The 26,402-nt window shown below is 58.0% G+C and carries 21 protein-coding genes, 1 tRNA gene and 2 pseudogenes; 14 read left to right on the top strand and 10 right to left on the bottom strand.

Going from position 1 to position 26,402, the window contains the following annotated elements; genetic code table 11:
• The first annotated feature begins 871 nt into the window (after window positions 1-871).
• From RYB09_RS02810 to RYB09_RS02790, 5 genes and pseudogenes are all read left to right on the top strand, one after another.
• Window positions 872-1,057, top strand: coding sequence for a hypothetical protein (locus RYB09_RS02810; RefSeq protein ID WP_004664555.1), 186 nt, complete (start codon window positions 872-874; stop codon window positions 1,055-1,057).
• Window positions 1,058-1,158: 101 nt separating this feature from the next.
• Window positions 1,159-1,381, top strand: a pseudogene (locus RYB09_RS02805) (IS3 family transposase); the annotation flags it as partial.
• Window positions 1,382-2,024: 643 nt separating this feature from the next.
• Entirely contained in the window at window positions 2,025-2,525 is a 501-nt protein-coding gene (locus RYB09_RS02800; protein WP_057401578.1) for an Hcp family type VI secretion system effector, read from the top strand.
• A 29-nt stretch (window positions 2,526-2,554) separates the two neighbouring features.
• On the top strand, window positions 2,555-2,950 hold the full coding sequence (locus RYB09_RS02795) for a polymorphic toxin type 44 domain-containing protein (RefSeq protein WP_004659794.1): 396 nt from the start codon (window positions 2,555-2,557) through the stop codon (window positions 2,948-2,950).
• Complete coding sequence (locus RYB09_RS02790) at window positions 2,928-3,380, top strand: hypothetical protein (RefSeq protein ID WP_004667489.1); 453 nt, start codon at window positions 2,928-2,930, stop codon at window positions 3,378-3,380. Before RYB09_RS02795 ends, RYB09_RS02790 begins: the two co-directional genes overlap by 23 nt.
• Window positions 3,381-3,524: 144 nt before the next feature.
• Here the strand turns inward: RYB09_RS02790 and RYB09_RS02785 are convergent, their stop codons facing one another.
• The 3 genes from RYB09_RS02785 to RYB09_RS02775 all read right to left on the bottom strand — a co-directional run bounded on the left by RYB09_RS02785 (window position 3,525) and on the right by RYB09_RS02775 (window position 5,144).
• Window positions 3,525-4,010 (bottom strand): helix-turn-helix domain-containing protein, encoded by a 486-nt coding sequence (locus RYB09_RS02785; RefSeq protein WP_233424608.1) that lies wholly within the window; start codon window positions 4,008-4,010, stop codon window positions 3,525-3,527.
• A 116-nt stretch (window positions 4,011-4,126) separates the two neighbouring features.
• Window positions 4,127-4,216: transfer RNA gene (locus tag RYB09_RS02780), tRNA-Ser, on the bottom strand.
• A gap of 178 nt (window positions 4,217-4,394) precedes the next feature.
• Window positions 4,395-5,144 (bottom strand): 3-oxoacyl-ACP reductase family protein, encoded by a 750-nt coding sequence (locus RYB09_RS02775; RefSeq protein ID WP_058402024.1) that lies wholly within the window; start codon window positions 5,142-5,144, stop codon window positions 4,395-4,397.
• A gap of 113 nt (window positions 5,145-5,257) precedes the next feature.
• On the opposite strand from RYB09_RS02775, the pseudogene RYB09_RS02770 reads away from it, so the two are divergent.
• Window positions 5,258-5,811, top strand: a pseudogene (locus RYB09_RS02770) (cysteine hydrolase family protein).
• A gap of 12 nt (window positions 5,812-5,823) precedes the next feature.
• Here the strand turns inward: RYB09_RS02770 and RYB09_RS02765 are convergent.
• The 3 genes from RYB09_RS02765 to mfd all read right to left on the bottom strand — a co-directional run bounded on the left by RYB09_RS02765 (window position 5,824) and on the right by mfd (window position 12,631).
• On the bottom strand, window positions 5,824-8,568 hold the full coding sequence (locus tag RYB09_RS02765) for a DEAD/DEAH box helicase (protein ID WP_057401581.1): 2,745 nt from the start codon (window positions 8,566-8,568) through the stop codon (window positions 5,824-5,826).
• A gap of 74 nt (window positions 8,569-8,642) precedes the next feature.
• Window positions 8,643-9,167, bottom strand: a complete 525-nt coding sequence (locus tag RYB09_RS02760) for a CsiV family protein (RefSeq protein WP_058402026.1) — start codon at window positions 9,165-9,167, stop codon at window positions 8,643-8,645.
• 11 nt (window positions 9,168-9,178) lie between these two features.
• Window positions 9,179-12,631, bottom strand: a complete 3,453-nt coding sequence (gene mfd / locus RYB09_RS02755) for a transcription-repair coupling factor (RefSeq protein WP_058409718.1) — start codon at window positions 12,629-12,631, stop codon at window positions 9,179-9,181.
• Between the two features lie 190 nt (window positions 12,632-12,821).
• On the opposite strand from mfd, the gene RYB09_RS02750 reads away from it, so the two are divergent.
• Window positions 12,822-14,285: a glyceraldehyde-3-phosphate dehydrogenase gene (locus tag RYB09_RS02750; RefSeq protein ID WP_005734450.1), complete on the top strand. Its 1,464-nt coding sequence runs from the start codon at window positions 12,822-12,824 to the stop codon at window positions 14,283-14,285.
• A 146-nt stretch (window positions 14,286-14,431) separates the two neighbouring features.
• Entirely contained in the window at window positions 14,432-15,694 is a 1,263-nt protein-coding gene (locus tag RYB09_RS02745) for an MFS transporter (protein WP_122280303.1), read from the top strand.
• A gap of 83 nt (window positions 15,695-15,777) precedes the next feature.
• Here RYB09_RS02745 and RYB09_RS02740 read toward each other — a convergent pair whose 3' ends face one another.
• Window positions 15,778-17,079, bottom strand: coding sequence for an MFS transporter (locus tag RYB09_RS02740; protein ID WP_316887413.1), 1,302 nt, complete (start codon window positions 17,077-17,079; stop codon window positions 15,778-15,780).
• Between the two features lie 387 nt (window positions 17,080-17,466).
• Here RYB09_RS02740 and RYB09_RS02735 point away from each other — a divergent pair, with 387 nt between their 5' ends.
• Window positions 17,467-18,489, top strand: a complete 1,023-nt coding sequence (locus RYB09_RS02735; RefSeq protein WP_193601243.1) for an FAD:protein FMN transferase — start codon at window positions 17,467-17,469, stop codon at window positions 18,487-18,489.
• Window positions 18,490-18,655: 166 nt separating this feature from the next.
• Entirely contained in the window at window positions 18,656-20,050 is a 1,395-nt protein-coding gene (gene sthA / locus RYB09_RS02730) for a Si-specific NAD(P)(+) transhydrogenase (protein ID WP_002552886.1), read from the top strand.
• Window positions 20,051-20,092: 42 nt separating this feature from the next.
• Here the strand turns inward: sthA and RYB09_RS02725 are convergent, their stop codons facing one another.
• On the bottom strand, window positions 20,093-20,815 hold the full coding sequence (locus RYB09_RS02725) for a glycerophosphodiester phosphodiesterase (protein ID WP_010203821.1): 723 nt from the start codon (window positions 20,813-20,815) through the stop codon (window positions 20,093-20,095).
• A 71-nt stretch (window positions 20,816-20,886) separates the two neighbouring features.
• Window positions 20,887-21,474, bottom strand: a complete 588-nt coding sequence (locus tag RYB09_RS02720; protein WP_058409714.1) for a PilZ domain-containing protein — start codon at window positions 21,472-21,474, stop codon at window positions 20,887-20,889.
• A gap of 102 nt (window positions 21,475-21,576) precedes the next feature.
• Here RYB09_RS02720 and RYB09_RS02715 point away from each other — a divergent pair, with 102 nt between their 5' ends.
• The 4 genes from RYB09_RS02715 to queF all read left to right on the top strand — a co-directional run bounded on the left by RYB09_RS02715 (window position 21,577) and on the right by queF (window position 25,799).
• A complete protein-coding gene (locus tag RYB09_RS02715) occupies window positions 21,577-22,827 on the top strand; it encodes a lipoprotein-releasing ABC transporter permease subunit (RefSeq protein ID WP_230018137.1) in 1,251 nt (416 codons plus the stop codon).
• Between the two features lie 7 nt (window positions 22,828-22,834).
• A complete protein-coding gene (lolD, locus tag RYB09_RS02710; protein WP_011168252.1) occupies window positions 22,835-23,518 on the top strand; it encodes a lipoprotein-releasing ABC transporter ATP-binding protein LolD in 684 nt (227 codons plus the stop codon).
• Window positions 23,519-23,594: 76 nt separating this feature from the next.
• On the top strand, window positions 23,595-24,839 hold the full coding sequence (locus RYB09_RS02705) for a lipoprotein-releasing ABC transporter permease subunit (RefSeq protein WP_316887404.1): 1,245 nt from the start codon (window positions 23,595-23,597) through the stop codon (window positions 24,837-24,839).
• Window positions 24,840-24,968: 129 nt separating this feature from the next.
• Window positions 24,969-25,799, top strand: coding sequence for an NADPH-dependent 7-cyano-7-deazaguanine reductase QueF (gene queF, locus RYB09_RS02700; protein ID WP_122280302.1), 831 nt, complete (start codon window positions 24,969-24,971; stop codon window positions 25,797-25,799).
• A 254-nt stretch (window positions 25,800-26,053) separates the two neighbouring features.
• Here queF and RYB09_RS02695 read toward each other — a convergent pair whose 3' ends face one another.
• Window positions 26,054-26,320 (bottom strand): DUF4404 family protein, encoded by a 267-nt coding sequence (locus RYB09_RS02695; RefSeq protein ID WP_002552893.1) that lies wholly within the window; start codon window positions 26,318-26,320, stop codon window positions 26,054-26,056.
• Window positions 26,321-26,402 lie beyond the last annotated feature (82 nt).

Here is a 26,402-nt window from a genome sequence, read left to right as displayed (position 1 = left end):
CCGCCTCCCGGCCCCCCCCCCCCCCCCGTCCCCCCCCCGGCCTGTGTCTAGTATGGAGGTGCAGCAGCGGTTCGAACCTATCCGATATAGGACTAGAAAGGAAAAGGATGTCTAAATTAGTGCAATCTTGGACGTTTTAGTCGGATGCACCTGAGCGCTTTTTAAGTCGTCAACAATTTCTTGGACACATCTGGCCGACAGCTTTTGGTCGACTCTTTTGAACATGTCGTTTTTCTTCGAAATCGTCAGTAGGCTGGCCAGGAAACTTTGGCGGTGCACGTCACGTTTTCATATCACTGCTTTTCGCGCAAATACAGCGTGGAGAAACATCCTGCCGGCGAACCGATTATTGATCCGACCAGCCAGCGACCACGCACGTTCTGTCCGATCCGTTATCGGCTGCCCAAGCAGCTGCCAGCATTGATCCTTGGTCTGATTCACCGAAGTGCAAAGTGAGCCAGACCAAGGGGCTACGAAATTGGGCATACACCCTGCAAATAAACGATCCATCGGGGCCGTAGTACGTCATCTTCGAAATCCGCAAAGCGGTGCAGCCAGGACGGCAGGAACAGGATCTGACAATTAGAAAAGCTTGTGGGCGCGTGTGCTGCCTGACCTTGTGGCATGAGGCTATTAGCCCATTTGTGCTATTGATCGTATTAGGTTTCAGTACTCAAATGTGCCATAGAGAAGCGCATCTCTAAATCAAAAATCATGCAGCTGACTTAGGGTCGCTGTTTGCCTGGTCACGGTTTAGGGCCGCGGCAGTGTACCTTGAGTGCCGACAATAAAGCGCTAAAGTCGGTGGGGTATTGTGACGTTCATGCGGCCTTTACAGGCTCGCATTACCTGCTAAAACTATGGAGCATTTATGAAAGACAACATGAAGAAAGTGCGTTCGCGAAATATTGGAATCGCCTTGGCGCTCGCATTGGGCGTTGCATTCAGCGGCACTGCAAGTGCGTTTACATTTGAACACGGGTGGAGTTGCCAGAATAAATGGTATCAAATGGGACTTATTGAACTGATTTCGTGCGGCGGTGGCGGCGAAGGTTGAGTTTTTACAATACACGCGATATGCGGTAAAAATAACATGTGCTTCAAGCCTGTACATGCCTGTGAAGATGCGGTCACACGGTCGCATCTTCACGCCGCATCATCGTGTCGATGATGCTGGAAGACGGCGAGCAAATTGGACGGTTCAAGGTGCGAGGCCTGATGCGGGAACTGGAGTTGGTCAGCGAACAGCCTGAATCACACGCCTACAAACCAGCGACGGTTGAGCGGTCTTATATTCCGAACATCTTGAGTCGAGAGTTTGATGTGCCGGTGCCGAATCGGGTCTGGTGACATCACCTACATCTGGGCTCAAGGGAAGTGGCTGTCGTTGTGGATCTCTTAATATTAGAAATAATTGCCGAGTAGTCATTTTCTGGAGATATCAAGTCATAACCGATTAAAAAAACGCCCATCGAACTCTCCTTGGGAGGCTAAATGCCACCGGCTGGAGAGCCGTAGCCTACGTCCTTGGCATTGCCACCCTTAATTTCTGCTCTGTCCCAACAGATTTCCGGGGTCGTCCTTACGTAACGCTGCAAGGTGGAGTCAATCAATTCATGGAACCCCAGTTTTCATTTGAAGATGCAAAAGACCCTACTATAGCTCAGTTGCAAAAGGGTAGTCGCATTACTCTGGCCTGCACCGGCAGGGGCGACATTGCCAAGACGCCTATTTCTGAAGACTGCCAGTTCGTACGCTGAACAATCTGAATCTGAATCGGGATCGGAAGCACCGCACTATCATTAAGCTGTGCTCGACTGCCCCCCCCCGTGCGCTCTGTTTAGCAGCGCTGAAGCTGACCCGACCCCAACGATATTTCCAGTCAGCACAGTCAATCGCCGTCGAATGTAGCGCGAGCATGCAGCATGGGAATTGGAAAACAGGGAAAACGACCTCCCTGTTCCGTCAGCGCGGGAATCTTAGTATCATGCTAGCCCTTGCGAAAACCTTAAAAGGAATTAAGTATGTCATTTGAAGCCTACCTACAAATCGAAGGTATTCCCGGAGAAACGCTCTCCGAAGGTTACGAAAACTGGATTGAGCTACAGGATTTCGACCTCTCGGCCAGTCAGACAGCGTCCGCTACAGCTACGTCCGCTGGCGGTGCAACTTCTGGTCGCGCTTACTTAAGTGATTTGCTTGTCCGCAAACCTGTAGATAACGCTACCCCCAAACTTCATGAGGCTTGCTGTAGTGGAAAACATTTTAAGCAGGTGTCGGTTCATATATTTAGGGCTGGCGATCCGAAAGTTAAATACCTTGAGATAGTGCTTGAGGAAGTTATAATTAGCTCTTTCGCTTTAACGGGCAATGGCGATCAGTCTAATGCGTTTCCGAGTGAGCTGATTGCGTTAAATTATGGCCGCATCAAATTAATCTACTCCAAACAAAGTCGGAAGACTGGGCAAAGCGCAGGGCAAATTGCGGGTGGCTGGGATGCCATCAGCAATAAAATTTACGCCTGATCCTGTGCGCGTTTGGAAGAGAGCAAGCCATGAACTATGAAATGCCAGAAGCGATACCTCCCGGCGTTAGTGTCGATGTGCACATGAAGCTTGCGAACGATCAGTGGAAGAAGGACCCCGCTGTCGGTGCATTCATGAGTTGGTTTTATTACAAAGTACGTAATCATGGTCCATGGGACTATAAGCAGCAGAATCATGCGTGGGAAGATTTCGGCAATTTTCACTACGGCGCCGTGGGCAGAGCTGGTCAGCTGCCTGATCAGATTCTGCTGAGGGCTGCGGGGTTTGCTCAGAAGCGTTCAGGCACACAGAGCACCAAGGTGGATTGGGGGAAGTGGTACTGGCGTGCGCCGTATGGCGATGATCCAACTGACCAATATTGGATAGAACAAGGTATTGAATATGCAAAGTCAAAAGGATACTAAGTCGCGTAATGTGTACAAGATTCTGTTCTGGTGCCTGTTAGGTCTTTTAGTTATTGATTACATTCTTGATTCGGTGGTCGGTGGCATTGCAGATGCTGATGAGCTTGTTATTAAGCAGGAGGTTAAGGGCGGGGCGTGGGTATACGTAACTCGCTACGGTGCACCTGCTACTGATTTGGATACTCTGAGATTCTATATCGACAATCAGATCCAAGGAACAGATCAGGAGATTTTAAAGCAGCTAAACAAGCAGTCTTCTTTTATGATTACGGACAGTAGTGTGCAAGATGTCGTAATTCGCGATACTCAGAATGGAGTGGGTATTGATGTAAAAGGCGCTGTTTACAATTATTACAGCAAGCAGTACACCGACGGCGAAAAGTTTAAAAGTTACCGCGTCAGCTTGAATCAGCAAGATGAGCGACGCTGAGTGCAAACCCTCTAATGCTTTTGTCTTTCTACATCTGTCTTATTGAATATCGGTCTTACTACCGGTCGAATTCCGTCTACGCCGGATAGACGATTTCCGACCATGGCGAGATCGAATTTAGGCTACGTCTCTCATCCATTCCGGCTAATCTTCGAAGTGTTCGTCGTACGCGATAACGCTGGGCGCCGGTGCCATCTGCGCCGCTTTTGGCAAGGGAGCAGGGGTGTACTCAGGCACACGTTCGCCTCTTGGGTTTGGCGTGACCGCTACAGGCTTAGGGATGGCCTCCAGCGGCGACATGGACGCCAGAATAAGGTCGCGAGTGATTGTCATCGAGTTGGAATATGCGCAGCCATGAATACGGCACTTCTCGATGGTCAGGTATCCATGCTCACGCAATTTCTTGATGAACGCCTTTGCAACAGTAAGGCTGCAAGCACACGCGCTGGCGATGTGGTTCTGATTGTCGAACCACAGCTTGCCTTCGCCGGTGAAGTAGTCGTGCCGATCTTTCATGAGCACCCACAGAATCTTGTCCTGTGCAGAAAGTGCGACGGGCTGGCGAGTAGTCAGGCTGAGAAGCTGGCGGGCTTGGAGAAGGGTGTGCGGGCGTCGAGAATGTATGTACATCCCCAGCCATCGGGGGAGGGGAAGCGCTGACCGGCGAGAACTTGCAGCACTGTGAGTAGTACAAACAAAAAACCCCGTGAACTCTAAGTAACTGAATTCACAGGGTTTTCTTAATATGGCGGTGAAGGAGGGATTCGAACCCTCGATACAATTTCTTGTATACACACTTTCCAGGCGTGCTCCTTAAGCCACTCGGACACCTCACCGTATCTCGACGACAACGTTGTGTCTGTCGAGGCGCGCTAATGTAGTCGAAACCTTTTCCTAACGCAAAACTTTTTTTCAGATTTTTCATGCGGTTAAGCAAATAAACGCTTATGCGCCACTGAAAAGCCCGAGAAGGCGGTGCGGCGCTGAGGCGCAGCGCCGCTCGTCTCGTTAAGTTCAGGCGCTGAAGCCGCCGTCGATGGTCAGGCTGGCACCGGTTATGTAGCCTGCTTCCGGGCCTGCCAGGTAGGCAACGAAGCTGGCGATTTCTTCGCTTGTGCCGTAGCGGGGCAAGGCCATCAGTGCTTTCAGGGTTTCGGCGAATTCGCCCTGTGCCGGGTTCATGTCGGTATCCACCGGGCCGGGCTGGACGTTGTTGACGGTGATGCCCTGGGGGCCGAGGTCGCGGGCCATGCCTTTGGTGAGGCCGATCAGCGCCGATTTGCTCATGGCGTAGGTTGCTCCGCCAGCAAATGGCATGCGGTCGGCGTTGGTGCTGCCAATGTTGATGATGCGACTGCCTTCTTCCATATACCGGGCGGCTTCCTGGCTGGCTATGAACACGCTACGCACGTTGATTGCCAGAGTTTTGTCGAAGTCCTGCATGCTGAATTCATTGAGCGGCGCAATGGCCAGAATGCCGGCGTTGTTGACCAGAATATCCAGCCTGCCAAGGGTCTCGGCAGTGGTCTGTACGGCCCGGCGGATGGCTTTTTCGTCGGCGCTGTCGGCGCGAATGGCCAGGGCCCGGCCGCCGTTGGCGACGATGCTGTCCTGAATCTCCAGAGCGTTGACCTCGGAGCTGACATAGGTAAACGCCACGGCGGCGCCTTCTTTGGCCAATCGCTGGACAATGGCTGCGCCGATACCACGTGAGCCGCCCTGCACGAGCGCTACTTTGCCGGCGAGTTTAAGGTGTTCGATCATGATGTTCTCCTTGGGGGCAGGTCTCGGACAGGCCTGAGCCTATCGACGATTGCGACCAGAATAGACCTTGATTGCGATAGTCTTGCTGAACCAAAAGTTCGGACTGATTCATCATGGATATTCAAGGCAACAGCGCGCTGATCCTGATCGACATGCAGCAGGGCATCAATCACCCCAAGTTGGGGCGGCGTAACAATCCGCAGGCCGAGGCGAATATAGGCGCGCTGCTGAGTGCCTGGCGACAATCCGGGCGTCCGGTGATCCACGTCCGGCATTTCTCGACGTCGCCGCAATCAGTGTTCTGGCCCGAGCAGTCGGGGGTCGAGTACCAGCCAGCGTTCTTGCCGCACGCCGATGAGCGGGAGTTGAGCAAGCAGGTGCCTGACGCGTTTTGCGGGTCGTTTCTGGAGATGTGGTTACGCTCGGACGGGATCGGGCAGGTGGTGATTGTCGGCGTGATCACCAACAATTCCGTCGAGTCCACCGCGCGCAGTGGCGGCAATCTTGGCTTTGACGTGCTGGTGGCGCATGACGCCTGCTTTACCTTTGATCAAGCAGACTTCTTCGGCACGCCGCGCAGTGCCGAAGACGTGCACGCGATGTCGCTGGCCAATACGCGACGGTCCTGTCCACGGCGCAGATCCTTCAGCATGTTGCTGTCGAATAGCGCCGGACGGGTTTACTTGCGGGTTTTCTTCGGGGCTGCGGGAAGCGGGGCGAACAGGGCCTGCAGGTCTTCGTCGCGCAGTTTCCAGTCGCCGGTTGTACGGCCATCAAGCACACCGGCTGCCAGCGCTGACTTTTCCCGTTGCAGGCGCTGGATTTTCTCTTCCACAGTGCCGCGCGCGATCATCTTGTAGACGAATACCGGCTTGTCCTGACCGATACGATAAGCACGGTCGGTCGCCTGGTTTTCGGCTGCCGGGTTCCACCACGGGTCATAGTGGATCACGGTATCGGCGGCAGTCAGGTTGAGGCCGGTGCCGCCGGCTTTCAGGCTGATCAGGAAGATCGGCAGCTTGCCGCTCTGGAAGTCATGAATCGGCGTGCGTCGATCGCGGGTCGATCCGGTCAGCAGCGCGTAAGCGATGCCGCGTTGCTTGAGCTCTTCTTCGATCAGGCTCAGCATCGACGTGAACTGCGAGAACAACAGAATCTTGCGGCCTTCAGCCAGCAGTTCTTCGAACATCTCCATCAGGCTGTTGAGCTTGCCTGAAGTGCCTTGTTTGCTGTTGACCGGCATGTCCTGATTGACCAGCCGCAGGTCGCAGCACACCTGACGCAGCTTGAGCAGCGCTTCAAGAATGATGATCTGGCTACGCGCCACGCCTTTGCGGGTGATTTCGTCCCTGACCTTCTTGTCCATCGCCAGGCGTACGGTTTCGTACACGTCGCGCTGGGCATCGTTAAGGTCGACCCAGTGGATGATCTCGGTCTTGGGTGGCAGCTCGGTGGCCACTTGCTCCTTGGTGCGGCGCAGCAGAAACGGCTTGATACGCGCATTGAGGTGGTGCAGGCGGTCCTGGTTGCCATGCTTTTCGATGGCGGTGCGGTAATTGCTGTTGAATTCCTTGCTGTTGCCCAGCCAGCCGGGCATCAGGAAGTGGAACAGTGACCACAGCTCGCCCAGGTGGTTTTCCAGTGGCGTACCGCTCAGGCACAGGCGCTGACGTGCGTTGAGGTTGCGTGCGGCCTGGGCGGCCTTGCTGTTGGGGTTCTTGATGTACTGCGCTTCATCGAGAATCAGCACGTGGAAGGGCTGTTTTTCGAGCAGTTCCAGGTCCCGTGGCAGCAATGCGTAAGTGGTCAGGATCAGGTCGTAATCCTGCAGGTTGCCAGCGTCCTGATGACGATTGGCGCCATACAGGGCCAGTACCTTTAGGTCCGGAGTGAAGTGCTCGGACTCGTCCAGCCAGTTGGGAATCAGGCTGGTGGGCATGACGGCCAGTGCGGGGCGGTCGAGGCGTCCGGCCTGTTTTTCCATCAACAGGTGAGCCAGGGTCTGCAGCGTTTTGCCCAGCCCCATGTCATCAGCCAGCACGCCGCCGACTTCCAGCTCGCGCAACGACTGCATCCAGCTCAGGCCTTCCAGCTGATAAGGGCGCAGTGTGGCATTAAGGCCATCGGGCAGGCTGACCGGCGCGTCCTTGATGTTGATCAGGCGTTCGGCGAAGTGGCGCAGACGGTCGCCACCCTGCCAAGTCAGCGGCAGGTCTTCAAGCTGGGTCAGGCGTGCTGCATCGGCCTTGCTCATGCGCAGCGCGTTGTTGCCCTCCTGCCGCCAGTAGAAATCGCCCAGCGTCGCCAGTACCGGCTTGAGCCTGCCGTAGGGCAGGGCGATCTGCACCGGGCTGCCGCCGCTCTGGGTGAAGTGGTTGAGCTGCACCAGCAGTTGTTCTTCGTCGCCGCGCTTGGCCACGGCCGAGGGGCTCATCAGTTCGGGATGGCTGCGGATCAGGTTGATCAGAATCGGCAACAGGCTCAGGCGCTCGCCGTTGACGATGATGCCCAGTTCCAGGTCGAACCAGTCGCGTTCGTTCTCTTCGTCGATGACGGCATACCAGTCTTCCACGGGGGTAACGTCGAAGCCGAACTCGTCCTGAATGTCGATTTCCCAGCCTTGCTCGCGCAGCCGTGGCAGGTCGTCGAGGACAAAATGCAGCCAGGCCTTGTCATTGGGCAGTTCGTACATGTCACCAGCACTGTCGGGCAGGGCCTTGCTCTGCCGGGTGGCAACCTTGAAGCCCAGATCGGCCAGTTCCTGACGCAACTGCCGCTCCCGTTCGCCCTGACGACGGATGCGCAGGGTTTCGGTGTCGGTGTGCTCGATGATGTCGCTTTTCTGATTCACCAGGTCGCTGCCCAGCGAACTGACCAGAATGCTGACGTTGGTGGTGCCGACCGCGTAATGCTTGCCGTAGGCAAAGGCCAATGCAGCACGGTGCTGAATATGCCGCTGCATGCGCCCGTTGCGTGGCTCGTAGGCGCTGAACTCGATGCTTGCCAGAATCAGTCTTGGCCGCGGTTGCAGGTTATCGATCAGGCGTTCCGGCAGCTTCGGCTTTTGCTCGACATGCTTTTCCATTTCCTGCTGGTGTGAAGCCAGCGCGGCTTGCAGCAGCGGCCGGTTCTGCGGGTCCTGGAGAAAATGCAGCGCGGCCACACAGTGCTTACAGTCGTTGCGGACCGGGCAGGTACATTTGCAGGTCAGGTAGTTCTTGTAGCGATCCGGGTCCTTGAACAGCAGGGTCTGGGTGTAGATTTCCAGACCCGAGCCGCGGCATGCGGTACGGATGATCTGCGGGCTGGAGTCTTCCAGCACGATGCGTTTTTGCCGGGCGTAGTCAAGCCCTCGCTCAAGCGTTCGATCGTTGAATAAGTCTGTCCAGGCCGAGGCCAGGACTTTTTCGAGAATGGACGACAAGTTTTAAAAGGCCCTACGCCGCAGCGATGCTCAAAAGAAAGGGGGCGCCTTGGCGTCCCTTGCGTACGTAAAGATCAAAGAGGAGAAACTTTGATCAGCAACGCGAGGTTGCCATTGTCCAGATAGGTCAGCTCACCGTTTTTTACCCTGGCGGTCTGCTTCAATCGTTCACTGCTGATGACCACGCCATGCGGGTCCAGCTGGTTGACCCAGAATTGTGCATCAATATCGGTAAAGCGTGCCATCGCCAGACTCACGGTGCCCTCGATCGGGAAGTGCCCGAGCCGCTCGTCACCACTGGTGACGGCAACCTTGCCTGGCTCGGTGCCGATGCTCTGCTGCCAGGCGCGCTGCATCAGCACCTGGTAGTTGCCGCTGCCCTGCAGTTTGCTGGCCAGATCATTGAGGGCTGGGCTTCGTTCATCGTTCGCGGCGATCTTCTGCGCGTCCTTGTCCCAGTTTTCCGGGACACGCTGACGGGTCGAGGCGGGTTCGCCGTTCTGGCGGAACAGTAAAATCTCGACCTGATACAAGCCATCGGCGAACGCGGTCGGCGCGATCAGCGTCAGCAGCAGGATCAATGAACGAAACAGACGCATGCGTGAATCCTTCAAGCAGTTTTCGGGGTCAGGCGCTCAAGCAGCGCTTCGATGGTATTGAAACGCTCTTCCGGGCGCTCCATGGGGACCAGGAATTTGAACAGCGTGGCACCTTCGAACTTGTAACGGTTGGGCTGGCTCTGGATCAGCTTGATCAGGGTCAGCGGCTCAACCGGAGTCTCGGTCGCGAATTCGATGCGGCCACCTTGCGGGCCGCCGTCGATTTTCTTGATACCCAGCTGTTCGGCGTGCAGTTTGAGCAGCGTGATGCGCACCAGGTTCTTGGTCGGCTCCGGCAACAGGCCGAAGCGGTCGATCATTTCTACCTGCAAGTCTTTCAACGCCTCTTCGTCTGCTGCGTTGGCGATGCGCTTGTAGAGAATCAGGCGGGTGTGCACATCCGGCAGGTAGGCTTCCGGAATGAGTGCCGGTACGCGCAGGTTGATTTCCGGTCCGCCGCCCAACGGTTGATCGAGATTGGGCTGTTCGCCCTTGCGAATCGACTTGACCGCGCGCTCGAGCATTTCCATGTACAGGGTAAAACCCACGGCCTGGATCTGACCGCTCTGGCCGTCCCCGAGCAGTTCGCCTGCGCCTCGGATCTCCAGGTCATTGGTGGCGAGCACAAAGCCCGCGCCCAGGTCCTGGGTGTTGGCAATCGCTTCCAGACGCTTTTCGGCGTCGGGGGTGATTTGCTTGCGCGGCGGGGTCAGCAGGTAGGCATAGGCCTGGTGGTGACTGCGTCCGACGCGGCCGCGCAACTGGTGCAGCTGGGCCAGGCCGAACTTGTCGGCACGCTCGATGATGATGGTGTTGGCGCTCGGCACGTCGATGCCGGTCTCGATGATGGTCGAGGCGATCAGCACATTGAAGCGCTTGTGGTAGAAATCGCTCATCACCTGTTCGAGTTCGCGCTCGCGCATCTGGCCGTGGCCGATGCCGATACGGGCTTCCGGCACCAGTTCGGCCAGATCCGCCGCGCATTTCTCGATGGTTTTGACGTCGTTGTGCAGGTAGTAGACCTGGCCGCCGCGCAGCAACTCGCGCAGCAGGGCTTCCTTGATGGTCGGCTTGTTCTGCTCCATGACGAAGGTGCGTACCGACAGCCTGCGCGCCGGTGGCGTGGCGATGATCGACAGATCACGCATGCCCGACACGGCCATGTTCAGGGTTCGCGGAATCGGCGTTGCGGTGAGGGTCAGAATGTCGACCTCGCTGCGCAGTGCCTTGAGCTGTTCTTTCTGGCGGACACCGAAGCGGTGTTCTTCGTCGATGATCACCAGACCGAGATTCTTGATCTTGACGTCATCCTGCAACAGCTTGTGCGTACCGATGACGATGTCGATCTTGCCCTCGGCCAGATCGGCAACGGCGGCACTGACTTCCTTGGCCGACTTGAAGCGGCTCATCACTTCGACGGTCACCGGCCAGTCTGCGAAACGGTCGCGGAAGCTGTTGTAGTGCTGCTGGGCGAGCAGGGTGGTCGGCACCAGAATGGCCACCTGACGCCCGCCGTGCACGGCAATGAAGGCGGCGCGCATGGCCACTTCGGTCTTGCCGAAGCCCACGTCGCCACACACCAGGCGATCCATCGGTTTGGGTGCCAGCATGTCGGCGCGCACGGCCTCGATGGTGGTCTGCTGATCCGGCGTTTCTTCGAACGGGAAGCCCGCGCTGAAAGTGGCGTAGTCGGCTTTCGGGTCGGCGAAGGCATAACCCTCGCGGGCTGCCCGGCGTGCGTAGATATCCAGCAGCTCGGCAGCCACGTCGCGAACCTGTTCGGCCGCCTTGCGCTTGGCTTTCTGCCAGGTTTCCGAGCCCAGGCGGTGCAGTGGCGCGCTCTCGTCGTCGCTGCCGGTGTAGCGGGCAATCAGGTGCAGGTTGGCGACCGGGACGTACAGCTTGGCGTCCTCGGCGTAGGCCAGCATCAGGAATTCGGCGACCTGGTTTTCGACTTCCAGGGTCGCGAGCCCGAGATAACGGCCCACGCCATGATCGATGTGCACCACCGGCGCGCCTTCGCGCAGTTCGGTCAGGTTCTTGATGACGGCGTCGTTATTGCCGCCATCGGCGCGCTTTTCGCGGCGGCGGCGCTGCATGACCCGTTGGCCGAACAGCGGGCTTTCAGCGACCAGCGCCAGTGCCGGTTGCTCCAGCAGCAGGCCGTCGTCCAGCGGGGCGATGGTGATTGCCAGCCTGTCCTTGCCATCGACGAAGTCCTGCCAGCTGTCGACCGTTTTCGGCCGCAGCTTCAGGCGTTCAAGCAGTTCCAGCAGTACTTCACGGCGACCGGCGGACTCGGCGGTAAACAGCACGCGACCGGGGAAGTCATCAAGAAATGTCGACAGTGCCGCCAATGGCTGGCTGGCCTTGGCTTCAATGGACAGGTCCGGCAGGGTCTGGGCCGGGAAGCGTTCGCGCCCGGCTCCGGCATCGACATCCTGCTGGCTGGCCACCACGCGCGGCCAGTTTTTCAAGCGTGCAAAGCAATCTTCCACCGGCAGGAACAGCTCGGCCGGTGGCAGCAGTGGTCGTGCAGGGTCGACGCGACGTTCTTCATAGCGGTTGCGCACGTCGTTCCAGAAATTCTCTGCGGCCTGCTCGATACCCGGCAGGGAAAACACCTGAGTGTCCTGCGGCAGATAATCGAACAGCGTCGAGGTTTCCTCGAAGAACAATGGAATGTAGTACTCGATACCGGCGGGCGTGATGCCGCTGCTCAAGTCCTGGAAAATCGGGCTGCGCCGGAAGTCCACGTCGAAGCGCTCGCGAAAACGCGCCTTGAAGCGCGTGACTTCTTCTTTCTGTAGCGGGAATTCGCGGGCAGGCAACAAGCGCACCGACTCGACCTTGTCGATGGAGCGTTGCGTGTCCGGATCGAAGGTGCGCAGGGTTTCGATTTCATCGTCGAACAGGTCGATACGGAAGGGCAGCTTGCTGCCCATCGGGAACAGGTCGATCAGTGCGCCGCGCACGGTGAACTCGCCGTGCTCGTAAACCGTGTCCACGTAGCGATAGCCGCTGGCTTCCAGGCGCGTGCGCATGGCCTCCACATCAAGCTTCTGGCCGACATCCAGCACCAGGCTGCTGCCGAGCAGGAATTTGGTCGGCGCGAGTCTGTGTAGGGCGGTCGTGATCGGTACTACCAAAACGCCATGCTCCAGCTCCGGCAGGCGATAAAGGCTGGCGATGCGCTGGGAAATGATGTCCTGGTGCGGCGAAAACAGGTCGTAGGGCAGGGTTTCCCAGTCCGGGAAGTGCAGAACCGGCAGCGTGGGCGCGAAAAACTTCAGCTCTTGCTCCAGCCGCTCGGCGCTCTGGCTGTCGGCGGTCAGTAGCAGGGTAAAGCGCTTGGCTGCGCTGGCGGCCTCGGCAATGGCCAGGCTCAGTGCGGCACCGGGAAGATTGCCCCAGTGTTGTTTGCCTGCAGCGGCAGAAAGATGCGGTAGACGCAGAACTGGCACGGGAAGGTCGGGCTCCAGGCGTTGCAACAGGGGCGGCGATTGTAACGGGGGAAGGTGGTGGCTGTCAGTTTTCCGGAGTGTTACCGCGTATTTACGGGCGAAAATTATGTAGTGCCCACTGATATGACAGTCGCGCATTGCTCATAAACAAAGGCGCGGTCATAATGTAGCCCCTTTTTTCAGCCCCTACATGTGGAAGGTTCCCGTGACTCAGAAGCCCGACCAGTGTCTTGGTGAATGGATCGATCGTGAAGCTCTCGCCGAAGCGATGATCCCGCTCATCGGTCAGCTCTACCGCAATAATAATGTGGTGAGTTCGATCTATGGCCGCAGCCTGATCAACCGTTCAGTCATCGCGATTCTCAAAGCTCACCGCTTTGCGCGTCATCGTCAGTCCGATGCGGTTGAGTTGTCCGTACACGAGACGTTCCCGCTTGTAAAAGCGATGAGCGAGCTCAAACTGGGTGCCGCTTCGGTGGACCTGGGCAAGTTGGCCGTGAAGTTCAAGACTGAAGGCAACGGCCGCACGCCCGAGCAGTTCGTACGTGAAGAACTGGCCAGTGTAGTGGGTCAGCAGGGCACTAGCCCGCGCAAGGGCACCGATGTCGTGCTTTACGGTTTCGGTCGTATCGGTCGCCTGCTGGCGCGGATCCTGATCGAGAAGACCGGTGGTGGCGACGGTCTGCGCCTGCGTGCCATCGTGGTCCGCAAAGGCGCGGAAAACGATCTGGTCAAGCGTGCCAGCCTGCTGCGTCGTGACTCGGTACATGGCCCGTTCGATGGCACCATCACCATTGATGAAGCCAACAGCACCATCACCGCCAACGGCAACCTGATTCAGGTGATCTACGCCAAGAACCCGTCCGAGGTGGATTACACCCAATACGGTATCAAGGACGCTCTGCTGGTGGACAACACCGGTGTATGGCGTGATGCCGACGGTCTGGGTCAGCATCTGGCCTGCCCTGGCGTCGACCGAGTTGTATTGACCGCGCCGGGCAAAGGCAAGCTGAAGAACATCGTGCATGGTATCAACCACGGTGAAATCACGGCGGATGACAAAATCGTGTCCGCGGCATCCTGCACCACCAACGCCATCGTGCCGGTGCTCAAGGCTGTCAACGACAAGTTCGGCATCACCAATGGTCACGTTGAAACGGTTCACTCGTACACCAACGACCAGAACCTGATCGACAACTTCCACAAGGGTGACCGTCGTGGTCGCAGCGCCGCGTTGAACATGGTCATCACCGAAACCGGAGCAGCCACCGCTGCGGCGAAGGCGCTGCCTGAGCTGGCCGGAAAGCTGACCGGTAACGCGATCCGCGTTCCAACGCCGAACGTGTCCATGGCCATTCTCAACCTCAACCTCGAGAAGCCGACCACCCGCGAAGAAATGAACGAGTACCTGCGCTACATGGCGCTGCACTCGGACCTGCACAAGCAGATCGACTTTGTGAACTCGCAGGAAGTGGTGTCCACTGACTTCGTCGGCTCGCGTCACGCCGGTGTTGTGGATGCCGAAGCCACCATCGTCAACGATAACCGCGTTGTGCTGTACGTCTGGTACGACAACGAGTTTGGCTACAGCCACCAGGTTGTTCGCGTGATGGAAGACATGGCAGACGTCAATCCGCCTGCCTTTCCGCAGTAAATGTTGAACGTTTGAACTGCCCGGTCTGACCGGGCAGCAAATAAACGGGCCGAACCCTGCGCATGCAGGCTTCGGCCCGTTTTGTTTTGTTGCGTGTCATGAGAACCTGTCAGGCACAGCCCTTGTGGATGACGGAGTAGCCAAGGATGAGCAGTTCGGCCATGGACGGATCGCAGCAACACCTCAAAAGCAGCTTCTTTTTTCTGTTTCTGACGATTTTCGTCCCCTTTGGTCTGGGGCATTTCGTTTCCTACCTGTTTCGTACCGTCAATGCGGTGATCTATGTCGATCTGCAGGCCGACCTGAGTTTGCCCGCGAGCAGCCTGGGGTTGTTGACTGGCGTGTATTTTCTGACCTTCGCTGCCGCACAGATTCCCCTCGGCGTCATGCTTGATCGTTACGGCCCGCGCAGCGTGCAGGCGCCGATGCTGTTGTTTGCAGTCGCCGGTTCGGTCATCTTCAGTATTTCCAGCACCGAGACAGGGTTGTTGATCGGGCGTGGTCTGATTGGTCTGGGCGTGGCGGGTTCGCTGATGAGTGCGATCAAGGCATGTGCCATCTGGTTGCCGGTCGAGCGTTTGCCACTGAGTACTGCCTGCCTGCTGTCGATTGGCGGGCTGGGCGCGATGGCGTCGACCACGCCTTTGCATACGTTGCTGAACTGGCTGACCTGGAGAGAAGCGTTTCTGACGCTGGCGCTGCTGACCTTTTGTGTGGCCGTGGTCATACACCTCAGTGTTCCCAAAGCCTACGAGACCAGAAACACCCGCTACAGCGATATGTTTGCCGCAGTCGGCAAACTTTACTCTTCCTGGACGTTCTGGCGTCTGGCGTTGTATTCAGTGTTTTCGCACGCCATCTACATGTCGGTACTGTCGCTGTGGATGGGACCGTGGTTGCGTGACATGGCCGGGCTGAGCGATTCAGGCATGGCCAATGTACTGCTGTTCGGCGCCATCGCGATGGTGGCAGGGTCCCTGACGTTCGGCACGATCACTGATTATCTGCGCAGGTTCGGTGTACAGCCGATCATGGTCTGTGGCGCTGGCATGGTGATCTTCATCGGCTTCCAGATGCTGATGGCCAGTGGTCTACCGGTGTCACCTTATATTGTTGCGATGGGCTTCAGCTTCTTCGGCACGTCGACCACCATGAATTACGCCATTGTGGCGCAATCGGTTGCACCGGAGCTGGCGGGCAGGGTCAGCTCTTCCTTCAATCTGGTGGTGTTTGTGCTCGCGTTTTTCCTCCAGTGGCTGATGGGTGTGGTGCTCAACCTGTGGCCGGTTGTGCAGGGTGCCGGTCATCCGCTTGAGGCCTATCAGTGGTCGCTGGGTTTAATGATTGCGTTGCAATTGCCTGGGGTGCTGCTCTGGCTCGGCTTTCGACCCTGGAGGCGCGCTGTCTGAAAAAGCAAAACCCCGGCCGAGATCAACTCGTGCCGGGGTTTTGCTTTTAGCCGTTACAGCCATCTGATTGATCAAGCGATGAATCAGGCGGTTGCAGGTGCTCCAGGTGCTCCAGGCGCTTCAAGCTTCTGTCCGCCTTTGCGGAACAGCACCAGCGTAGCAACCAGACCCAGCACAGCGGCACCCGTCAGCCAGATACCGGGCGCTGCCTTGTTGCCCAGCACGTGGATCAGGTAAGTACAGGCCGCTGGCGTGAAGCCACCGAAGGTCGCCGTTGCCAGGCTGTAGGCCAGCGAGAAACCGGTGGTGCGGACTTCGACCGGCATGATCTCGGTCAGCGCCACGACCATTGCGCCGTTGTAGGAACCGTACAGGAACGAGAACCACAACTCGACCATCAGCAGGTGGCTGAAGCTTGGGTGCTCTACCAGCCACGACAGAGCAGGGTAGGCGGTGGCGATGGCCAGCACTGTCGCTGCAATCAACAGCGGCTTGCGACCGATGCGATCCGAGAACGAACCCATGATTGGCAGCCAGATGAAGTTGGACACGCCGACGCAGACGGTTACCAGCAAGCTTTCCAGGTCGGTCAGGTTCAGTTCGTTCTTGCCGAAGGTCGGGGTATAGGCGGTGATTAGGTAGAACGACACCGTGGTCATCACCACCAGCGCCATGCCGCCCAGCACCAGGCCAAAGTTCTGGCTGATGGAGCGCACTACTTCACGCAGCGTCGGGCGGTGCGTGCGGGCTTCGAACTCCGGTGACTCTTCCAGCGAACGGCGGATGATGAAGATCGCCGGCACAATCAGGCAGCCGATCAGGAACGGCACGCGCCAGCCCCATTCACCCATTTGCTCCGGGCTCAGCCAGTGGTTCAGACCCACACCCAGCAAACCGGCGAATACCACGGCAGCCTGTTGACTGGCGGACTGCCAGCTGACGAAGAAACCTTTGCGACCCGGTGTCGAGATTTCAGCGAGGTACACCGAAACACCACCCAGCTCGACGCCAGCCGAGAAGCCTTGCAGCAGGCGACCGAGCAGCACCAGCAACGGTGCAACAACGCCCAGAGTGGCGTAGCCCGGCACACAGGCAATCAGCAAAGTGCCCATTGCCATCATCGCGAGGGTGATAATCAGGCCCTTGCGACGTCCGTGACGGTCGATATAGGCACCGAGAAAGATTGCGCCCAAGGGTCGCATCAGGAAGCCTGCGCCGAAGGTCGCCAGCGACAGCATCAACGAAGCGAATGCGCTGTCGGAGGGGAAAAATGTCTTGGCAATGGCCGTGGCGTAAAAGCCGTAGACCATGAAATCGAACATCTCGAGGAAGTTACCGCTGACAACGCGAAAGATCGCTTTGCCCTTACTTGTTGTGGAGGCCATTTAGTTACTCGCTCAGGCTCGTCGGCTTGGAGTCCGTTGTCGTTGTTATCCCGTTTACATCGCCATTACGTGTGTGCAACTGGCGATGCACATTTGTAACAGTATGTGTAACAGGGCTCAAAAACAACCGTTTCGGCGATTTGCTATCACTTAACAGACGCTTGACAGGTATGACCGGTCGATGCGTGCACGGCGTATCAACTAGATGAAACCGGATGAACAGACATGCTGTATGGGAACCATAAGCCCGACACTGACCACTCAATACTTTGGTCGACCTCGTATGGGTGAAGCCCGGTCCCGGTCCGAGTGGGCCGCTATGGACGGTTTTCTGTCTTGTTTGCCAATGAAGGCAAGTCACTCTGAATGGTTTTTTTAGTGCGGGGCATGAGTTTGCGTGGGTTTTGCAGGGCTGCAGGGTGCCTGGTGCTGCTGGCGTGTGCTGGTTGCGGTCAGGAACGCAAGCTGGAGAGCTTTGGCGGGCCGGCCATGGGCAGTCACTATTCAGTGGTATACGTGCGCGCTTCCGGGCAGCCTGAACCTGAGGTCGTGCGCCCGCAGATCGAATCGATTCTGGCCGAAGTCGATCAACAGATGTCGCTTTGGCGCAGTGACTCGGATATCGAGCTTTTCAATGCATTGCCTGCCAATAGCTGCCAGACCATGCCCGAACCGGTTTTGAAACTGATCGGTGTTGGCGAGCAGCTGTCACGGGACAGTGATGGTGCGTTCGACCTGACGGTGAAGCCGCTGATGGACCTGTGGGGGCTGGGCGCTCATGCACTGTTTGAGCAAATGCCGCTGGTGCGCCAGTTGGCCCGCACTCGGGCGACGGTGGGCTATCGCGGTCTGCGTGTCGTCGGGCAGCAGTTGTGCAAAAGCGCCGCTGTGCAAGTGGACCTCAACAGTATTGCCGCCGGTTATGCGGTAGATCGCATCAGCGAGCGCATGGAAAAGCTGGGGTTGCACGATTATCTGGTGCAAGCCACGGGTGAACTGAAAGTCAGCGGGCTCAAGCCCGACGGTTCGCCCTGGAGGGTGACGCTGGACGCGCCGCTCGACGATGGCAATGTCACGCAAAAAGTATTTCCGCTGAAGGGCTACGCCATATCTACGTCGGGCGACTATCGTCGTTACGCCGACCATGACGGGTGGCGCATTTCCGATACGCTCGATGCCTTGACCGGTAAGCCGATCAGCCACAGCCTGGCGTCGGTGACGGTCATTCATCCCTCGGCGCTGATGGCTGACGGACTCTCCTCACTGCTGTTGATTCTCGGCCCGCGGCGCGGCTGGAATTATGCGCAAGAACATAAAATCCCTGCTTTTTTTGTGATTCGTGCCGATAAGCGCTTTATCATCCGCAGCAACGCGTCGTTTGATCGTCTGGCGGTGGAGCAGCCGCGGTAAGTCAAGAGGCCGGAACTTCCGGTCAATTGCCACTCTGCACAGACAAAAATTGGCCTTCGACGCGACCAAGGGTTAATGTTCGCCGCCTCGGTGCAGCGCTAGACTGCGCCGCGTGATTTAGCCAGAGATGCCAGAGTGGCGCCTCGGTCTGTTTAAAGGAGTACGCATGGCTGTCTACAACTACGACGTAGTGGTACTGGGTTCCGGCCCTGCCGGAGAAGGCGCGGCAATGAACGCCGCCAAGGCGGGGCGCAAGGTCGCCATGGTCGACAGCCGTCGGCAAGTGGGCGGTAACTGCACCCATTTGGGCACCATTCCGTCCAAGGCTCTGCGTCACTCGGTCAAGCAGATCATCCAGTTCAACACCAATCCGATGTTCCGGGCCATTGGCGAGCCGCGCTGGTTTTCGTTTCCGGATGTGTTGAAAAACGCCGAAATGGTCATTTCCAAGCAGGTGGCCTCGCGCACCAGTTACTACGCCCGCAACCGTGTCGATGTGTTCTTCGGCACCGGCAGTTTTGCCGACGAGACCAGCATCAACGTGGTCTGCACCAACGGTGTGGTGGAAAAGCTGGTGGCCAACCAGATCATCATCGCCACCGGTTCGCGCCCCTATCGTCCGGCCGACATCGATTTCAGTCACAAGCGCATCTACGACAGCGACACCATCCTCAGCCTGGGGCACACCCCGCGTAAGCTGATCATTTATGGCGCGGGCGTGATCGGCTGTGAGTATGCCTCGATCTTCAGTGGTCTGGGTGTTCTGGTCGAGCTGGTGGATAACCGTGACCAGTTGCTGAGCTTCCTGGATTCGGAAATCTCTCAGGCATTGAGTTATCACTTCAGCAACAACAACGTGATGGTTCGCCACAACGAAGAATACGAGAAGGTCGAAGGTCTGGATAACGGCGTTGTCCTGCACCTCAAGTCCGGAAAGAAAATCAAGGCAGATGCCTTGCTGTGGTGCAATGGCCGTACCGGCAACACCGACAAGCTGGGGCTGGAAAACATTGGTCTCAAGGCCAACGGTCGTGGCCAGATCGAGGTGGACGAGAACTATCGCACCAGCGTTTCCAATGTCTATGGCGCAGGCGACGTTATCGGCTGGCCAAGTCTGGCGAGCGCTGCCTACGATCAGGGCCGCTCGGCGGCTGGCAGCATGGTCGACAACGGCAGCTGGCGCTATGTCAACGACGTACCGACCGGGATCTATACCATTCCGGAGATCAGTTCGATCGGCAAGAACGAGCACGAGCTGACCCAGGCCAAGGTGCCGTACGAAGTGGGCAAGGCGTTCTTCAAGGGCATGGCCCGTGCGCAGATTTCCGGCGAGCGGGTCGGGATGCTGAAGATTCTGTTCCACCGCGAGACGCTGGAAGTGCTGGGCGTGCATTGCTTCGGTGACCAGGCGTCCGAGATCGTGCACATCGGTCAGGCGATCATGAGCCAGCCGGGTGAAGCGAACACCATGAAGTACTTCGTCAACACCACGTTCAACTACCCGACCATGGCCGAAGCCTATCGGGTAGCGGCATACGACGGTCTCAACCGGCTTTTTTAAGCGACTCCGGCCGGTGGCCTGAGCCGGCCGGGGAGACCGATTTCAGCGACTCCCGAGCGTGGCGGTGGCCAAACCGGGAAAGTCTGTAATCAGGCTGTCGACGCCGAAATCAGCGAGTCTGCGCATCAGTGCAGGCTCGTTGACTGTCCACACAGACACATGCAGGCCCTGACGCTGTGCTTTCTGCAGGCGCTCCGGGGTACACAGTGTCCAGTTCAATGCCAGAATCTCACAGCCGTAGCTTTGCGCGACCTTCAACGGGTCGAGCCAGGCGTACTCGGCCACCAGCCCGCGCGAAATGTCCGGCGTCAGGTCGAGGGCGGCGCGCAGCACTTCACGAGAGCTGGAGGTGATGGTGACCTTGTCGAGCAAGCCATGACGCTGAGCCATTTCACGAATGGCCAACACGGTGTTGGCGGCGCGGGTGCGCGAAGCGCTTTTGACTTCCAGTTGCCAGTGCTCGAAATCGCATTGCTCGAACAACTCTTCAAGGCGCGGAATAGGGCAGGGCGAGACCCAGCCGGGGCCACCTTTGCGCGCGTCATAGGTCACCAGGTCGGCGGCCAGATGCTCATTGACCTTGCCGCGTCGGTCGGTGGTGCGCTTGAGGGTCGGGTCGTGAATGACCATCAACTCTCCGTCCAGTGACAGATGCAGGTCCAGTTCACAGCGGCGCACGCCGTGTTTGATGCATTCCTGGAAGCTGACCAGGGTGTTTTCCGGTGCTTCGCCCTTGGCGCCGCGGTGGCCGTAGATAAGGGTCACGTTTACTCCTGGCCGTTAAGGCACCCACTGCTGAAATGAAATGATGAGGTGAAACCAAGCATCCCGGAAACTCAATTGCCGGATGGCTGACCCTGTTCAAGGGCCTGACGTCGATGCTGAGCCTGACGCTGCAGCACGTGACGTGCGAGCAATTGGCGTTGAGCGTCTGGCAGGTTGACGAAGTCGGTGCTGATGTCAAAACCGCCATCTGGCCGTGCATCGCACTGGCTGACCCTCGCGCGCAGCATTAGCCCTGCAGCCTGGGGCATCAGCACCATCTTGATCGACAACTGTTCGCCCACGGCAAAGCCTTGTTGCGAATTGAATTGAATGCCGCCCTCGGACAGCTTTACCGGTTGCGGAGCGCCCAGTTTGCCCAGTGCCGTATGTGCAACCACTTCGCCCAGCAGGTCGATGCGCTTGCTCAACGACTTGAGAAAACTGTTCAGCACCCGGTCGCGCTCGTCGAGTTGGCGCATCAAATGCTGTGATTCGAACTCGCTGACGTGTAGCTCGCTGAGCAGGTCGAACAGTGTCGAGGTGTCCTGCATGGCGTCCTGACTTGCCTGGTCGGCACCAGACAGGGGGTTAATTTCCAGTGCGACGCTGTCGTCGATACGGTAGTATTCGCGGCGTCCTGCTTCATCTAATGTCGACATGGCGAACCCAAGCTAGCGGCGGTGGTCTGAGAGTTTCGAGTGTAAAGCTGCACGTCAAGGCCCGCCACATGGACGTCCTCATTCCTGCGAACAAATTCCTACATGTTCAGACCTCTTTTTGTATTTATCGGCACGCGCTACACACGTGCCAAGCGACGCAACCATTTTGTTTCGTTCATCTCCCTGACGTCCATGATCGGCCTCGCCCTCGGCGTGGTAGTGATGATAGTCGTGTTATCGGTGATGAATGGCTTCGATCACGAAATGCGTACCCGCGTGCTCGGCATGGTGCCACACGCGACCATCGAGTCGGCTGACCCGATCACCGACTGGCGTGGCCTGGCCGCGAAGGTTCAGGAAAACCCGCAGGTGCTGGCCGTTGCGCCATTCACTCAGATGCAGGGTTTGCTGACCCACGACGGCAAGGTTCAGAAGGTGCTGCTCAATGGCATCGACCCGGCCGAGGAGCGCAAGGTCTCGATCATTGACCACTTCATCCAGCAGGGCCAGCTCGACAGCCTGTCTCCCGGCAGTTTCGGCATCATGATCGGCGACAAGGCGGCTGCCAAACTGGGCGTCGTGGTCGGCGACAAGCTGACCTTTGTCGCGCCTGAGGTAACTGTCACGCCTGCCGGCATGTTCCCGCGCATGAAGCGTTTCGAAGTGACCGGTATCTTTCATGTCGGCGCTGGCGAAATCGACGGCTTTCTGGGGTTGACCAACCTCGATGACCTGGCCCGTCTGCACCGCTGGAAGCCCAATCAGGTGCAGGGCCTGCGGCTCAAGTTCGATGATCTGTTTGCAGCGCCGCGCACCTCGTGGGAAATCGCCCAGAAGCTGGGCGAAAACAATTTCTATTCCCGTGACTGGACACGCACTCACGGCAACCTCTATCAGGCCATCCGCATGGAAAAAGCCATGATTGGCCTGTTGCTGCTGCTGATTGTGGCCGTTGCGGCCTTCAACATCATTTCCACGCTGGTGATGGTGGTCAATGACAAGAAGGGCGATATCGCCATTTTGCGCACACTGGGCGCGACACCGCGGCAGATCATGGCGATCTTCATGGTGCAGGGCACGGTGATCGGTGTGGTCGGCACGCTGATCGGCGCGGCGCTGGGCATCCTTGCCGCGCTTAACGTCAGTGCAGCCATCGCTGCGCTGGAAGGGCTGATCGGCCACAAGTTTCTCAACGCCGACGTCTATTTCATTGATTACCTGCCTTCGCAACTGATGGCCCAGGACGTGTTCCAGGTCTGCGGTGCGGCGTTGGTCCTGAGTTTCCTCGCCACCCTGTATCCCGCCTGGCGTGCTGCGCGCACCCAGCCGGCGGAGGCGTTACGTTATGAGTGAGTCGGGCATGTCTGATAAAGCAGTATTGAGTTGCCGCAACCTGGGTAAATCCTACGAGGAAGGCCCGGAGTCGGTCGTGGTGTTGTCCGGTCTGCAACTGGAGCTGCATCCCGGTGAGCGGGTCGCGATTGTCGGCAGTTCGGGGTCGGGCAAAAGTACTTTGCTGAATCTTCTGGGCGGCCTGGACACACCTTCCGAAGGCAGTGTCTGGCTGGCGGGCGAAGAATTGTCGGCACTGGGCGAAAAGGCGCGTGGCCTGCTGCGTAACCGCGCGTTGGGTTTTGTCTACCAGTTCCACCATTTGCTGCCCGAATTCACGGCGCTGGAAAACGTCTGCATGCCCTTGCTGATCGGCCGTACGGCGATACCCGAGGCCCGTAAACGCTCCACCGCGTTGCTCGAACGTGTCGGCCTCGGCCATCGTCTGGCGCACAAGCCTTCGGAGCTTTCCGGTGGCGAGCGGCAGCGTGTGGCCATTGCTCGTGCCTTGATCAATCAGCCAGGTCTGGTGATGCTTGACGAGCCGACCGGCAACCTCGATCACCACACCGCGCAGGGCATTCAGGACCTGATGCGTGAGTTGAGCACGTCATCGCGCACGGCGTTTCTGATCGTGACCCACGACATGAGCCTCGCCAGACAAATGGACCGCGTTCTGCGTCTGGAAGACGGCCGCCTCGTCGAGGCCTGATTGACCCGGCCCGGCGCAACTCATCGCGCCGGGCTCTACGTTTTTACACGGTGTTTTTTCCCACGGTGCTTCGCGAATGTTCAGACCGTTACCCATCTTCATCGGCATGCGCTATACCCGCGCCAAACGCCGCAAAAGCTTCATCTCGTTCATTTCGATGACTTCGATGATCGGGCTGGCACTCGGTGTGCTAGCGATGATCGTGGTGCTGTCGGTCATGAACGGTTTCCAGCGGGAAATGAGTTCGCGGATCCTGGGCATGGTGCCGCATGCGGTTATCGCCGGTGCCACACCGGTGGATGACTGGAAACCGTTGGCCGACGCAGCATTGAAAAATCCTGAAGTCACCGCTGCTGCACCGTTTACCGACATGGAAGGCATGCTGTCCTACAAGGGCTCGATGCAGCCGATCCAGATCAGCGGCGTTGACCCGGCGCTGGAGCATGAGGTGTCGATCGTCACTCAACACATTACGCGTGGAAGTCTTGAAGACCTGAAGCCGGGCGAATTTGGTGTGGTACTTGGCGATATAACCGCGCGCCGCTTTCGCTTGAGCATCGGCGACAAGCTGACCCTGATCGTACCGGAAGTCAGCAGTGCGCCGGGCGGCATCACGCCGCGCCTGCAACGCTTGACCGTCGTGGGTATTTTCAAGGTCGGTGCCGAGCTGGACGGCTCGATGGGCTTGATCAACATTGCCGACGCCGCGCAGATGCAACGCTGGCAACCCAATCAGGTTCAAGGCGTGCGACTGGCGCTCAAGGACCTGTACAAGGCGCCTCAGGTGTCCACAGCCATTGCTGCCGGTCTGGGTGCCGGGTATCACGCCGATGACTGGACCCACACTCAGGGCAGCCTGTTCAGCGCCATGAAAATGGAAAAGACCATGATCGGCCTGTTGCTGCTGATGATCGTTGCGGTTGCGGCGTTCAACATCATTGCCACGCTGATCATGGTGGTCAATGACAAGGGCGCGGACATCGCCATTCTGCGTACCATCGGCGCCACGCCGCGGCAAATCATGGCGATCTTCATGGTCCAGGGCACGGTGATCGGTATTGTCGGCACCCTGATCGGCGGCGTGCTGGGCATTATTGCCGCGCTGAACGTCAGCAGTCTGGTCGGTTGGGTCGAGCGGGTCAGTGGTCAGCACATCTTCAGTTCCGACGTGTACTTCATCAGCAACCTGCCTTCCCAATTGCAGGGCGGCGATGTGCTGCTGATCTGCAGTGCCGGGTTTATCCTGAGCTTTCTGGCCACGATCTACCCAGCCTGGCGCGCCGCGCAGATCCAGCCTGCGCATGCATTGCGTTATGAGTGATCAGAACCGAGTGTAGTCGCCGAGGCCGCATTGCGGCCCGCGACGGCTGCGGGCTGAAGCGGATTTTCGCTGAAAGCCCTGCGCAAACGCTATAAACTCGCCGCGTTAATTCATGATCCAGGTATCGCCATGCATCCCGCAGCCGAACACTCGCCGCTGGGCAAGTCCAGTGAGTACATCGCCACCTATACGCCATCTTTGCTGTTCCCGATCCCCCGTGCTGCAAAGTGGGCGGAGCTTGGGCTGACGGCTCAGACGCTGCCTTATCAGGGTGTCGATTTCTGGAATTGTTACGAGTTGTCCTGGCTGCTGCCGTCCGGCAAACCAGTGGTGGCCATTGCCGAGTTCAGCATTCCGGCCGATTCGCCGAACATCATCGAATCGAAGTCCTTCAAGCTATACCTCAACTCGTTGAATCAGACCGCCTTCGCTGCCGTTGAGCAGGTGCAGGCAACCCTTGAGCAGGATCTGTCAGCTGCGGCCGGCAAGCCGGTTGGCGTGCGCATTCGCAGCCTGAGCGACATTGAGGGGGAGGGTGTGGCGACTTTGCCGGGCGTCTGCATCGACGATCTGGATATCACGGTCAGTAGCTACGATCGCCCTCAGCCTGAGCTGCTGCGCTGCGATGAGTCGCGAATTATCGAAGAGAGCGTGCACAGTCATTTGCTCAAATCCAACTGCCCGGTCACCAGTCAGCCCGACTGGGGCAGTGTAGTGGTCGAGTATCGCGGTGCGGCGCTGGATCACAGCAGCCTGTTGGCGTATATCGTCAGCTTCCGCCAGCATTCCGACTTTCACGAGCAGTGTGTGGAAAGAATCTTCCTCGACCTGCAGCGTTTGCTCAAACCGGAAAAACTGACGGTTTATGCACGCTACGTACGCCGCGGTGGTCTGGATATCAACCCGTATCGCAGCACAGAAACGCTCAATGTGGACAATCGCAGGCTGGCGCGGCAGTAGCAGCGTCTGCCGCCAAGGGCGTGGACGCAGAGCGTCCGGAACGGCATTCTCACGCGGAGTGGTGGAACGATAGTTGTCTGTGTCCATCAGTGCCGATGCAGCGCGTCGTTACCCACTGACTGATATTTCCAGGTTCAGGATTATCGTGCCGACGCCCCGCGTCGGCATGCATTGGGTGACGCTCTGCGTCACAACTCTACGCCTCACCATGCAGCAGCGGCCGGACGCAGAGCCAGCAGAGCGGCATTCCCTAATCAGACTCCGATATTGCCCAGCGTCTGCACGATGTTGCGCAGGGTGCCAGCGATGGTCGGATGCTCCAGCTCGAAACGCTCGACGGCCAGGTTCACGCCGTCAGCCAAACTGCTGTCTTCATGGGTGGCGTTTTCCAGCTGAATTTCAGTTTCGATTTGTTGCATGAGTTCGTGAAGATTTTCCCGGTCAGACTCCGAAAGCGGGGGGTTATGCTCCAGTTGCTCGCGCAGGGTGTTGAGTTGTTCTTGCAGTTCGCGGGCGGGCATGACTTGCTCCTTGATTGATAAGTCTGTCTCATGGACTTCGCCGAAGAGCTAAAGGTCCATGATCACTCAAGACTAATCCAGT

Origin of the sequence: Pseudomonas syringae group sp. J254-4 (assembly GCF_032586855.1) — a bacterium.
Classification (GTDB): Bacteria; Pseudomonadota; Gammaproteobacteria; order Pseudomonadales; family Pseudomonadaceae; genus Aquipseudomonas; species Aquipseudomonas amygdali.
The sequence above is the reverse complement of the archived record's forward strand: the minus strand, read 5'-3'. Positions and strand labels throughout refer to the sequence as shown.